Annotated in this window: 8 protein-coding genes; 1 reads left to right on the top strand and 7 read right to left on the bottom strand. The window is 55.7% G+C overall.

All coding sequences use genetic code 11. From position 1 onward, the window contains the following. Positions 1-72 precede the first annotated feature (72 nt). On the bottom strand, positions 73-834 hold the full coding sequence (locus ACA067_RS06995; RefSeq protein WP_497461141.1) for an iron-containing redox enzyme family protein: 762 nt from the start codon (positions 832-834) through the stop codon (positions 73-75). 78 nt (positions 835-912) lie between these two features. Then, positions 913-3372: an EAL domain-containing protein gene (locus tag ACA067_RS06990; protein ID WP_497461140.1), complete on the bottom strand. Its 2460-nt coding sequence runs from the start codon at positions 3370-3372 to the stop codon at positions 913-915. A gap of 375 nt (positions 3373-3747) precedes the next feature. On the opposite strand from ACA067_RS06990, the gene ACA067_RS06985 reads away from it, so the two are divergent. Beyond that, complete coding sequence (locus ACA067_RS06985) at positions 3748-8523, top strand: hypothetical protein (RefSeq protein WP_497461139.1); 4776 nt, start codon at positions 3748-3750, stop codon at positions 8521-8523. A gap of 1 nt (position 8524) precedes the next feature. Here ACA067_RS06985 and ACA067_RS06980 read toward each other — a convergent pair whose 3' ends face one another. The 5 genes from ACA067_RS06980 to ACA067_RS06960 form a co-directional block, all read right to left on the bottom strand. Then, a complete protein-coding gene (locus ACA067_RS06980) occupies positions 8525-10342 on the bottom strand; it encodes an ABC transporter ATP-binding protein (protein WP_497461138.1) in 1818 nt (605 codons plus the stop codon). After that, positions 10335-10973, bottom strand: coding sequence for a DsbA family protein (locus tag ACA067_RS06975; protein ID WP_497461137.1), 639 nt, complete (start codon positions 10971-10973; stop codon positions 10335-10337). The genes ACA067_RS06980 and ACA067_RS06975 overlap by 8 nt, the downstream gene beginning before the upstream one ends. 3 nt (positions 10974-10976) lie before the next feature. Continuing rightward, positions 10977-11918, bottom strand: coding sequence for an oxygen-dependent tRNA uridine(34) hydroxylase TrhO (gene trhO / locus ACA067_RS06970; RefSeq protein WP_497461136.1), 942 nt, complete (start codon positions 11916-11918; stop codon positions 10977-10979). Between the two features lie 171 nt (positions 11919-12089). Further along, positions 12090-12389 carry a BolA family protein gene (locus ACA067_RS06965; RefSeq protein ID WP_057713758.1) on the bottom strand — a complete coding sequence of 100 codons (300 nt, stop codon included), beginning with the start codon at positions 12387-12389 and terminating at the stop codon, positions 12090-12092. Between the two features lie 12 nt (positions 12390-12401). Further along, entirely contained in the window at positions 12402-12923 is a 522-nt protein-coding gene (locus ACA067_RS06960) for a DUF2059 domain-containing protein (RefSeq protein WP_150631677.1), read from the bottom strand. Between the last annotated feature and the right edge of the window lie 183 nt (positions 12924-13106).

Raw genomic sequence — 13106 nt, 5'->3', positions numbered from 1 at the left:
TGTTACTAAAAAGCCCGCGCCCCTATCGATACGGACAGGAAAGCGGGCTTTTTCAATGCAGCGAATAACGGATCAGCTTTCCGCCAGCGCCATCCGCTCACGCATCACCGGGGCCATCTGCGCATGCTCAAGCTGCATACAGCGCTCCAGGAACAGAAACATGTAGTCGTAGCTCTTGCAGACGGCATGACGCAGCTCCTCTTGCAGGGACTTGCTCGGGTTCATGCCCGCCAGCGTGCAGATGATTTCCAGCGCTTCCCACGGATGGGCATCGTCGTACTGGGCATGCATCTTCAGCCACTTCATGGCCCGCTTGCGATCTTCCTCGGGGAACGATGCCGCATAGACGCCACTGGAACACACCAGCGCCGACCACTCCCCGGTCGCGCCTTCGATGGCGTAGTTGGTGGCGGCAATGGCAACGATCAATGAATCCGCGGAACTGGTGTGCCAGCACCAATGGCTCAAGGCATGCAGTTCCGGGGCAACCTGTTGCGCTTGCAGATCTTCCAGGCTGACACCGTGGGCACGGCTCCAGTGCACCCAGTAATCAGCGTGATTGAGTTCCACGCGAATATTACGCATCAGCCAGCGACGTGCCATGTCCTCGCCTGGATGGCGGGCAAAGCGAGTCTTGGTCAGGTTCTGTGCCATGTATAAAGCGAACTGTTCGACCACCGGCCAGCCACCAATCAGGTAGTGGCGCATGGTCTTTGCACTGAGTTTGTTATCACGCAGACGCTGGTACAGTTCGTGTTCGACAACCCGGCGCTTGCTCTCGCTGCAATCCTGGATCAGGCGCTGAGCCCAGGCGGGATAACTTGCAGCTTCCATGAGTGGTCCGGTTCTGATGAATGTGTCGATCACTGTCGAGCTCCTTTTGATTGTGATTGTATGGACCAGCGAAAGATTTCAGCGGAACGTGCCAGGCGCCTTGAACAACAAGGGCCGAGGCCGGGCAGGACGACGTTGCAGACTATCGCAGGTAAACGGATGCGGGCGTTCAATCACATACCCTTGAGCGTAATCCACCCCGATCTCCAGCAATGCCTGCTCGATCTGGGGTGTCTCTACAAACTCGGCAATCGTGCGCTTACCCATGACATGACCGATGTGATTGATCACTTCGACCATGGCGCGGTTAATCGGGTCGTCCAGCATATCCTTTACGAAACTCCCGTCGATCTTCAGGAAGTCTACAGGCAAATGTTTCAAATACGCGAATGAGGACATTCCGGCGCAAAAATCGTCCAGCGAAAAGTGGCAACCTAACCCTTTGAGTTCATTGATAAATTTTATTGCGCTGCCCAGATTGGAAATGGCGCTCGTTTCTGTGATTTCAAAACAAATCATTTCAGGCGGGATCGCATATGCAACAAATTGTTCACGCAGGAAGTCGAGGAACGCCTCATCTCCGATCGTGGTGCCTGACAGATTGATCGCACACATCGCCAACGGACAGCTGCGCTTCTCAGCCATGCATTGGGCAATGATCTTGAACACGTTCTCCACGACCCAGCGGTCAAGAGACGTCATCAGGCCGTAACGTTCGGCGGCCGGAATAAAACTGTCGGGCAAAATCATCCGCCCGGCTTCGTCATGCAGGCGCAACAGGATTTCGATATGCCCGCCGCCCTGATCGGTAGGGCCAAGGGGCGCGATTTCCTGGGCGTATAAACAGAAGCGGTCGTCTTCCAGCGCCATGTGCAGACGTTGCACCCAGGCCATCTCGCCAAAGCGCAGGGACAATTCCGAATCGTCGGCATGATAGACCTGAACCCGATTGCGCCCCTTTTCCTTGGCCATGTAGCAGGCCATGTCTGCAGCGCGCAGCGAGGCTTCGAGGGTGGTCGGGCTCTGCGTGACATGCACCAGGCCGATACTCACCGTGGTCACGAAGGGGCGGCCTTTCCAGACGAAATGCAGGTTCTGTACGGTCTGGCGCAACACCTCGGCAATTTTCTCCGCGGCTTGCGGGGCACAGTTTTCCAGCAGGATGCCAAACTCGTCGCCACCCAACCGAGCCAGGGTATCGCCCTCGCGCAGGCCGGATTGCAACAACGCACAGATATGCCGCAGCAACTCGTCACCGGCCGCGTGACCGCAGGTATCGTTGACCAGTTTGAACTGATCCAGGTCAAGGAACATCAGCGCATGGCGCCCTGAATACCGCGTCAGGTTGTGCAGCGCCTGCTCCAGGCGATACTCGAACTCGCGGCGGTTGGCCAGCCCGGTCAGGGCATCGTGGGTCGCCTGCCAGGACAGATTGGCAATGTATTGCCGCTCCTGGGTCATGTCGTGCAGCACCAGCACGGTGCCACTGACCTTGCCGGCATTGCGGATCGGCGCACCGACCAGCGTGACCGACACCGTGCTGCCGTCCAGGCGTTGAATCAATTTGGAATGTTCGCTGCCACCGCTGAGCTGTCCGCTCAAAATGTGCTCGATCAAGGTAAAACCGTCAGCTTGAGCGTTCTCATCGAGCAGATTGAACAGCGCTGCCAGCGGCAAACCTGTCGCCTGCTCGGCCTTCCAGTGCGTCAACGCCTCGGCGGCCGGGTTCATGTAGGCGATCGCGCCTTCGACATCCGTGGTTATCACGCCATCGCCGATCGATTGCAGCGTGATCTGCGCCCGGTCTTTCTCCAGTTGCAGCGCGTCGGCGAACGCATGGCGCTGCTTGAGCAGCTTGTGGGTGCGCATCAGCGCCAGGACGATCAAGCCCAGGGCTGTGGCGAGATTGATCACCAACAACAGCCGCAGAATCACCCGTGAGCCTTCGCCCAAGGCATCACTGAACGCCTTCGCCGCCGGCGTCACGCCATTATTGATGGCGAATATCTGCTCCTTCCAACGCTTGATGTCGGCATCCGTGGCCTGATTGGCGATGATGTGCCGGTGCATCTGCTGCGCAACGTCGTCGAGTCGAACCAGGTAGGCGTCCCCCACTCTCCAGAGGTCGATGGCTTTTTCCAGGTAGTTGAAATGCCGGAAGTTGAGGTACAGCCAGATCACACTGGAAACATCATCCGGGTGGTTGCCACCCTTGAGAATCGCCACTCGCGCCGCTTCGATGTCCGGTGGCTGATGATCCAGCGCCAGACGCAACTCGTGCCCTCCCTCAGGCACGGCAATGGCACCCTCGTACTTGCGAAAAATCGCCTCGTCACGGTTGTCGGCGTAGAGATTGAGGTAATAAATGGCGTCTTTCTGGCCCTTGGACCACAGGCTTTCACCGGCCACGTAGCCGCGAACCGCTGAAAGCGTGTACAGACTGACGCCCCCCAGCAGCGCCTGAAACAGCACGACGGCGATAAATGGCCAGACGATGCCCAACAGCCGGGGCGTTCCGAGAGTCCGTGTCTGATTCATGGGGTCCCTTGCATTAGCACTGCCAGATCATCATCCAACGTGATCGCTACAGCTAGACTAGGGTGCGTTCACTCTCCCGGCAAGCCAGCGCCACAATTTCCGGATCCCCCTCGCACGCCCCGGCCAACTTCCACAGTTTATACGAGCTTCAAAAGTCATAACAAAAACAGGCAAAGGGACGCGTAGCAATGTCTCCCTGGAACTACCCTTCAACCAACACACCCACTACCCGCGCTCGACTTCACAATATATATAAATACCGCATTCTTTAATTTCCTGCTGGTACAACTATTTACTCTTCCAACTGGGATAACGCACCTACCTCTGTGTCGCATGCGCAATTCTCACAAATGAACCAAGCGAGATATCACTAAAATGAATTTAACAACATCAGAGTTGAGTGAAGACTCAACAACAGCCGCTTCAACACCCTCTGCCGCAATGGAGCACCAAGGCACTCTGTCCGACTATGACACAATGATTACCCACTTAGATGCTCCCAACATATCGTTAGTGGTCCTGCAAAGCATTCGTATCGTTCCCCACGCCTATTCTCCACTCGCGGGCCTCGGCGTCCCAGGCCAAAAACTATTGGAGCCTCTATTAAAAAATGCGGAATACCGAGCATATTGTCAGAACTCGGGGGCCAATCCCGATACGTTGGTACTGACGGTCGACGGTGATAGGGTCAAGTATGAGGCCACCTCGAAAGAGGGTACGCGAACGTTGGTATTGGGTCTACCGACGAAGCAGGAGTTGGTTGACCTGATGCTGACCATTAACCTTGCAGCGGTTAAACTAGGCGGCGTCATTCGCAGCGATGGTGCGATCAGGCTTATACAGATGATCAACTATTACGGCATGCTTCCCTGGAATCCTGAAGTCACCGCCGAACATCGCGCAACGATCCATAACCTGAAAGAAAAACGCGCCCGCCATTCGCTTCATCTAGGCATCGGTGTCGATATCGACGCTTGCCCTCGTACGCCCACCCAGCACGACCAAAAAACGCTAAAAACAATACGGCGAGTCGAACCAACATTTACAATGGACAGCCTGATCACCCAACTTACCAATAGCAAGATCACGGATATCGTTAAAGGATTTCTTCCCAAAACAGAAAATTCGCTATTCCACCACCTCGAAAAAAATACGTCCCCCAGAGCGACTGACGATAAAGCCCGCACAACGCCAACCGTAGTGCTCGAAAAAATCTTGCGTACTCCCGAGGCCGAGCGGTTGGGAAACGCATTACTGGAAGGTTTAAATTGGTACGGCGGCCAGCCGGGCGAGGATGCCTCAGCAGAGGTCCGGATCAAACTGATCAGTAAAACCATTCGTTTATGGACAAACATGTCAAGGAATGACAACCCGGCAGATATCGCAGGCTACCCTTGGCACAAGCGTTCAAACTGGGGAAAAAGTTACCGAAGTATTTGGACCGAGTTCGAACGGCATTTATTCGACTCCAAACGAGCCTCTTCAATGACCGAGGCGCGCTTGCTCGCTCAGTTGTTCCAATCCGAATTCCCCAAGGAATTCCAGATTCCTGACATACCCGCCGACCTGCCCTACAGAAGTTCTGTTGTCTGGGTAAACTTCGTCCATGGTGTATTGATCGCCGAGGCCATGGAATCTGACCTGCTCCAGCGGATGACCTTTCAGCAATTGGTCGATTTACCACTTCAGCGGTCTATACAAGCCACTCCGGAAGAACTTGAGCTTATCGCGTGGGCGAGAATCCCCCCGACTTTGGAATGGGCCATCACCAATGACGTCATCTTCGAGAGAGCCGATTCGGATTATTCACAGGAAGAAATAGAACGATCGATCAAAGCGCTCGACGAGCACACCGACGCATTGAGAAAAGCCATCATTCAATTGGATGTCAAGCATCCGGAAAGATCGGCCATTGCCGAACGAGAGATGAAAGCCTATTTCAACAGCGAACACAGCTACTCCTATGTCACCACTATACATGGAGTACAGCGGACAGTTACCGGCAACACCAGCGGTGCGTTCACTTCAGACGGACGAAAATTGATTGAATATGTCGAGCAAACTCCTGGAGGGCGTCCAATACCCCCGCTAGCAGACAAACCCTACTCATTTAAAGATGTTTATATGTCGGGAAAATGGACCAAAAATAAAACCTGGTACATCACGAATCGCAACGAAGTAAGCAGAAGTGGGCACCGAATCAGTATTAATGCAGACCGAACAATAAAAACCACCGCCCCCTGGCTTCCTGAAACACTGAGGCAAAAAACCTTGCCCGATGTAGAAGAATTATTTGAATTGGAATTTAATAATTACCTAACACTCACCAAACGCAGCTATCAGACACTATTGAAAAGTCTGTTTTTTTCACTTCCCTACGATGACCGCCAAGCCATCGAAAAGGGAGAAGTCAAGATTTTCACCTTGAGAACATCTGCCATCGATATAGGAAAAGCTAACGAGACGGAAGAAATCACACTCCCACTTCGACTCCGAATGGGATTCATTCTTCAGATCGACTACAAAACAAAAATTTCCTATTATGAATGCTTACCGCAAGCCGGAATCATTCGAGAACGTGCAGATTTTTCAGCCTCCATGCTCGGCGGACAAGAAGAATTAGAGCAGATCGAAGGGTCTTTCTTTCCCGATGTGCCAGTCGTACGGGGAAAAAGTGTTCCATTTGATTGGGACGCTCATGAGAGCGGTACCCTCCCGAAAAAAAATGCAACATGCATCGCCATTATCGATCAGTTTGGAAAAACGTTCTCAGCCCCATCACCAAGCCCGGACAGTGATTATTCCTCGTCTGGCATCTCGGGTTTTTCTCAAGCCTTGAAGCTCGCCGATTATATTGCCAATCAATTTTTCTATTATGACGAAAAACATCTTTACGCCGAGGCCCGAGGTACAACCGAGATAGAAAAAGTTAAAAACCGGCCTTATTTTACTGAGCGGATCAAAGGGTTTATTCCATTCTGGGGAAGTATCAGCGATCTGCTTTCCAACGACCCCAATAAACAGATTTGGGGTTTTTACGGATTATTTTTCGATGTAGCCTCGTTTGCATTCCCCGTGGGGAAATTTGCCTCAGGCTCCATGAAGCTGGCCTCCACAACAGTCCGATCTGGTGTACGCGCTGCACTTCCGGAGTTCGGCTCGCTTGTTACAAAGCTAACCACTTCACTCGTACGGAACACAATCCCGTTCTATGGTCTTCCAACACTCGGCCTGCGACTATTGGGAGGTTCGTTGCGGGGCTTATACGCAGGTTTGAGATTTGCGCTCAGGCCTGCGTATAAACGCATTCGGATCGCCGCGGGTAAATCTGGAAAATACAGCGTCATCTCAGGCTTGCCTCATATCAATGATCCGGGTCGCTGGACGCCCCTGACGAAGGGCGACCGACTGGCTACAGTGCGCGGGCTCGACGACGTCCCTGTACGCAATGTCGGATCAACCACCAGGTCAGCCCATTATTTAAGCGATCCTCTATCTGGCAAACCCTATGGTCGCGTATTGTCTGAAAACGAATTGTCCATCGGGCCATCGCTGTATCGAACCGCTGGTAAGAATAGCGATAGCGTGCTGTGCGACATCCCGGAAAATACACGCGTTCGAGAAATGCCTGAAGTCGATGGCCGAACCACGATGTATCTCGATGATGTCGCCTACCGGTTGGATGGCAACATCTTGCGCCGAGTCAACCTGATCGATGACAGCGACGCATTGAAACTTGTTCCGTGCCGTCTGCGGCGAGTAATTGCCGAAACCGTCTGCCTCAATAGTTTTGTCACTGCAACTCCCGCTCCGACTCCCCCAATTGGCTCAGTCGACGAATCCAAGGGTTATGCACCGTGGTTTGGCGACCAGCTCTCTACACCGCAAACATGGCGCCAGAATCAGTACCTCGCACGCGATGGCGGGCTCTACCGAGTTACGGACAATGTACCTAGCCGCGTTCATGGCGATCTGAGAACTCTGGGTTTCAACCAAAACTATCTGATACCCCGCAGAAGAATTACCGCCACCATAGAGTTTCGAAAAGGTATTTACGCTCGCATTAATATTCCTGGAACCTATGAGCAGGCCACCGACATTCAACGGGTCGGGGCCATTGTGATTCCCGCCATCGATGATACGGCCATCCATGTTTTTACCCGGGTCAACACCGACAAGTACTATCTCGCGACAGTCCCCAAGGGCAACAGTCTGAGCGAACCACTGGAATTCAGAAAACTTACGCAGGCCGAGATGGCCGATGGCACGCTCGGCGATGAACTATCACGGGTATATACCGGCTCGCTGAATGCGAACAACACCGCCCGAATCCACGGAGTCGAGGCTGTCGAACGTGCCATGAGAACCATGGATGAGATCGCGATCCCGCTGGGCACAACGGCTAATCCTGCCAGTAATATGCGATGGCTTAAGGTGGATACCAGCCCGGGAGAGGCTTTAATGTTCGATCACTCGACCCGAATGATCGTCACCTCCCTACCTGAAGGGGCCGCTACCTGGACACGCAGTGGGGTAGCATCACAACCCTTTCGGCAAAAAACAGCAGAAATCCTCGATACGCTTTTTCTGTCTCCAATCATCAAACCTAGACTTGCCGATCCTTACTTACGGATCCAGGACACAATGTCCAGGCTGCACAGCCTGCTACCCAGAAATGCACGTCCGGTCAATGCCAGAAACATTGCCTTCGCCGATGTGACGACCAGTTCGGGGCAAAGGGAAATCTACGTCAGTGTTTCCGGGGCTCAGGGCAGCACCACCTATTTGCCGTTGTTCCGCAGCTTGGGTGCCAATCAGGTACGGCAGGGTAATGCAACGTACTTCAACATCGACTTCAATCAGACTTTCCCGAAAACGAACCTCAATGTCACGCCTGAGGGAAAGATACTGGCCATCCCCCTTACTATCAAAGATATCAAAACCTATAAACCGATAGATGCAACCAGACCAACCTCGCTGGACAGCGAAAGTAAATTAATCAAGGTTATTCGTGAGAAGTATCCCGACCCAACGCAAATCCGCTCCATCGACGTAGTGTCGACCATGCGGCCCTGTGAGTCGTGCTCAGTGGTCATGCAACAGTTCGGACATGATGGCGGAAGAGACGCGCTCAAGGTGCTTTGGAACTGACCTACATCTGCTGCAAATGCCCATAAAGCTTGGCGTACAACCCACCATCGGCAATCAACTGCTGATGGTCGCCATCCTCGGCAATTTGCCCGCCATCGAACACCAGCACCCGGTCGGCCTGTTTCACGGCCGACAACCGGTGCGCAATGATCAAGGTGGTGCGGTTGCTCAAGAACCGCGCCAATGCCTGGTGCAGGTTGTATTCGGTGGCCGCGTCCAGGGCGGAGGTGGCCTCGTCGAGGATCACCACCTTGGGCTCGGCCAGCACCATCCGCGCAATCGCCAGGCGTTGACGCTGCCCGCCGGATAAACGCACGCCGGACCGTCCAACAATACTGTCCAGGCCGTTGGGCAATTCCCGAACCGTGTTGTGCAGTTGCGCAATTTCCAGCGCTTGCCAGCAGGCCTCGTCGCTACGTTCGCGGCCCATGGTGAGGTTGGCGCGTACGGTGTCGTTGAAGAGCGCCGGATGTTGCAGGACCACGGCGACGTTTTCGCGCACGGTTTCCAGGCCGATCTCTTGCTGGGTCGAACCGCCGAAGCGGATGGTTCCGGCGAGCGGTGTGTACAGGCCCAGCAGCAGCTGCACCAGGGTGCTTTTGCCGCCGCCGCTGGCACCTACTATCGCGACCTTTTCGCCAGGAGCGATCGACAGGTTCATCTGGTTCAACACCAGCTCGTCGCCGTAGCCGAAACTCAGTCCCTGGACTTCGATGCCGACGGTTTCGCGACCGTTGAACGGGTCGACGCCGCCCGGGTATTCAGGCTCGTCGGCCCGGGCCAGCAACTCGTTGATCCGCGACAGCGCGCCACCGGCAGCGTAAAAGGCGTATTGCAGGTTCAGCAGTTGTTCCACCGGACCGATCATGAACCACAGGTAGCTGAACACCGCCAGCATCTGCCCGATGGACAGGTCGGAAAACAGTACGGTGAGCATGGCGGCGGCACGAAAAATATCGATACCGAACTGGAACAGCAAGCCACTGGCACGGTTCGACGCATCGGTTTTCCACTGCGAACTCACCGCATAGTCACGCACTTCACGGGCTCGCTGGCCAAGGCGCCCGAGGAAAAAGCCCTGACGGTTACCGGCACGTACTTCCTGAATGGAATCGAGGGTTTCGGTCAGTGCCTGGGTAAAACGCGAGGTGCTGTCGTTCTCGAGTTTCTTCAGGTGCTTGACCCGCTTGCCCAACTGCACCGTGGCATAGATCACCAAGGGGTTGAACAGCAGGATCAGCAACGCCAGTTTCCAGTGCATCCACATCAGAATGCCAGCCGTACCGACCAGGGTCAGCATGGCCACGAGGAAACGGCTGAGGGTTTCGCCGACGAATTTATCGAGGGTGTCGAGGTCCGTGACCAGGTGCGTGGTCACCGTGCCGCTGCCCAGACTTTCGTATTCACCCAGCGAAATGCGTTTGAGTCGCTCGATCAGGCGCACACGAATGCGGTACACGATGTCCTTGGCCAGCGCCGCGAACAGCTTTGCCTGCACGACATTGAACAGCAGCGCCGCGCAACGCAGGCCCAAGGTCACAAATAACATCAGGCCTATGTAGCCCGCAGCTTTCTGCCAGGCATCCGGCAGCGCGTGGTTCATGATTTTCAACGCGGTGTCACCGTGGCCCAGCAACACTTCGTCCACCAGCAGCGGCAGCAGCAAGGGGATCGGCACGCTGCACAGGGTCGCCAGTACGGCCACGCCGTTGGCGATCCACAGGGACTTTTTATGCTGGAGGGCCAGCCGCCGGATTTCCGCCCAGCTCAGCCGATCGACGCGCTTGGGTACTGGCGCGTCATCGGGCAAGTCATGCACAGGCCGCGCGCTCCAGCCAGCGGCCGAGCAACGGGGACAACACGCTCAGAGGCTGATAGCCATTGGTCAATAGCGCCAGCTGACCATCACGTTCAGCCAGCAAGGTCGGGAAACCGGCGATGCCCAGGTCCTGGACCCAGGTGAAATCGGCCGCGGTTGCGGCGTGCTGATCCGCACGGTCGAATGCGGCGGCGAATTCGATGCGCGGCAGACCGGCCTGCTCCGCCAGTTCCACCAGCACACTGGCATGAGTGACGTCGCGCCCTTGCGCATAGAACGCATGCTGAATCAGCCCGAGCAGTTTCCACGCGCAATCCGGCGCCAGGCTGCGCGCCGTCACCAGTGCCCGACACGCAGGCTCGGTGTCGTAGACAAAGCCTTCGGGCAACGCGCCTTCCTGCTTGAATGGCTGGCCGGTGGCTTCGGTCACCGCCTGCCAGTGTTCAAGGATATAGCGCCGGGTCGTCGGCTCCAGCGCCGAGCCACTGCCGGTGCGCAAACCGCCCACGACCAGATGCACCTCCACCCCCGCTGCGTGCGCCTGCTCGACCAGCGCATTGGCCACCGGCGCAAAGCCCCAGCACCAGGAACACATAGGGTCCATCACATAGAGCAGGCGGCGAGCAGACATGATTCAAGCCTCGGAAGGGGTTTGCTTGTAGTTGTAGCCGATCGGGTGAGGCAGGTTGCGCGCCTTGGCCAGTTCGATCTGCTTTTGCCGGTCGATGGCACTGCGGCGGGTCTTCTCGCTCAGCTTATCCCAGCAATGCGGGCAACTGATGCCGGCCACGTAGTGCTCGGATGCACGGTCGTCGACGCTGATCGGTGTGCGACAGGCATGACATTGATCGTAGTCGCCTTCGCTGAGGTCATGGCGTACGGTCACACGGTTATCGAACACGAAGCAGTCGCCCTGCCATTTGGTTTCTTCCTGCGGTACCTCTTCCAGATACTTCAGGATGCCGCCCTTGAGGTGATAAACCTCGTCGAAGCCTTGGCTGAGCATATAGCTCGAAGCCTTTTCACAACGAATGCCGCCGGTGCAGAACATCGCGACTTTCTTGTGCACGGCCGGGTCGAAATGGGCTTTGATGTAGTCGGGGAATTCGCGGAAACTGGCGGTCTTCGGGTCGATGGCGCCTTCGAAGGTGCCGATCGAGACTTCGTAGTCGTTACGGGTGTCGATCAGCAGCACTTCAGGGTCGCTGATCAGCGCGTTCCAGTTTTGCGGATCGACGTAGGTGCCGACCTTTTTGTTCGGGTCCACGCCTTCGACGCCGAGGGTGACGATTTCTTTCTTGAGTTTGACCTTGGTGCGATAGAACGGCTGATCGTCGCAGTACGACTCTTTGTGGTCGATGTCGTCCATGCGCGGGTCGTTCTTGAGCCAGGCCATCAGCCCGTCGATGCCTTCGCGGCTGCCGGACACGGTGCCGTTGATGCCTTCTTCGGCAATCAGCAGCGTGCCTTTGATGCCGTTGTCGACCATCGCTTGCAGCAGTGGCTCGCGCAGGGCGACGTAATCTTCCAGGGTGACGAACTTATACAGTGCCGCCACGACAATCTGTTGTGTCATGGGTGATTCTCCAGGTGGCTACCCTCGTAAGGGGTGAACCGGATGCGAAAAAAAACGCGCCGGGTGAGCGGCGCGTTGCGGATTCTAGCAAAAAAGATCGCAGCCTGCGGCAGCTCCTACAGGAGAACGCATTCCAAGGTAGGAGCTGGCGAAGCCTGCGATCTTTTGATCTTAATGCTTGCTGCCGCCAGCACAGGTCGGCGAGGCCGGAGCCGCGTCGATCTGTGCCCATTCCTCTGGCGTGTAGGTATGCAGCGCCAACGCATGGAACTCGCCCATCAGCTCGCCGAGCGTGCCGTAGACCTTCTGGTGACGCTTGACGCGATTGAGCCCTTCGAACTGCGCGCTGACCACCACAGCCTTGAAGTGGGTCTGTAGCCCACGGCTGTGCATGTGGCTTTCATCCAGCACTTGCAGGTGCTCGGGCTGTAACAGACCCAGCGTCGATTCGATGCGTTGTTGCATGGTCATACCGAACTCCGCTTACGGCTTTTTCTTGGCTGGAGCGGCGCCTTTAGGCTCCAGCTCGGCCGTCATGTCAGCCAGCAGTTTGTTGACTACAGGCACTGCGCTTTCCAGCTTGGCCTGGGTCATCTGGGCCGATTGCTGAGTCAGCTGCGGCATTTTTTCCAGGACTTTCTTGCCCAGTGGCGACTGGTAGAACGCGACCAGGTCCTTGAGCTCGGATTCACTGAAGTTGGTGGTGTAGAGCTTGACCATGTCCGGCTTCAGCTTGTTCCAGCCGATGGCTTGGTCCAGGGCGGCGTTGGCTTTGGCCTGGTAGGTTTCCAGCAGGGCTTTTTTCGACTCGGGGGCTTTGGTCTGTTCAAAGCGCTGAGCGAACATTTGCTGCACTTGCATGTACACCGGAGTGCCCAATTTGTCAGCGTGCGCCAGGGTCAGGAAAGCCTCGGCACTGGCGTTGTGGCTGGCGGTATCGGCAAAAACAGGGCCGCTGGCGCAAACCAGTGCAACCGCGGTACAGATGGCACGAAGACGAGTCATCGAGTTTCCTTTTCTAGCAGGCGAGGTAAAACCCCAAGGGCGACCATTCTGCGCCTAAAAAACCGTGCGGCTCAACCCCAAGCCTTGTCGGGCCTGATTTAGAGGGGTGAACGGTCAAATTCCAGACTGATGGAACCACAGCGATAGATCACGGCCTAAACTGCGCTATCAGACCTACAGGAG

The sequence above is a fragment of the Pseudomonas sp. LBUM1674 genome, assembly GCF_059695635.1.
Note: the sequence above shows the minus strand (reverse complement) of the source record. Positions and strands in the feature narration are given on the sequence as shown.

Excerpts from the sequence above, each read along its gene's own strand:
- trhO (WP_497461136.1), bottom strand. The coding sequence starts at position 11,918 with ATGACACAACAGATTGTCGTGGCGGCACTGTATAAGTTCGTCACCCTG.
- ACA067_RS06965 (WP_057713758.1), bottom strand. The coding sequence starts at position 12,389 with ATGACCATGCAACAACGCATCGAATCGACGCTGGGTCTGTTACAGCCC.
- ACA067_RS06985 (WP_497461139.1), top strand. The coding sequence starts at position 3,748 with ATGAATTTAACAACATCAGAGTTGAGTGAAGACTCAACAACAGCCGCT.
- ACA067_RS06975 (WP_497461137.1), bottom strand. The coding sequence starts at position 10,973 with ATGTCTGCTCGCCGCCTGCTCTATGTGATGGACCCTATGTGTTCCTGG.
- ACA067_RS06995 (WP_497461141.1), bottom strand. The coding sequence starts at position 834 with ATGGAAGCTGCAAGTTATCCCGCCTGGGCTCAGCGCCTGATCCAGGAT.
- ACA067_RS06960 (WP_150631677.1), bottom strand. The coding sequence starts at position 12,923 with ATGACTCGTCTTCGTGCCATCTGTACCGCGGTTGCACTGGTTTGCGCC.
- ACA067_RS06990 (WP_497461140.1), bottom strand. The coding sequence starts at position 3,372 with ATGAATCAGACACGGACTCTCGGAACGCCCCGGCTGTTGGGCATCGTC.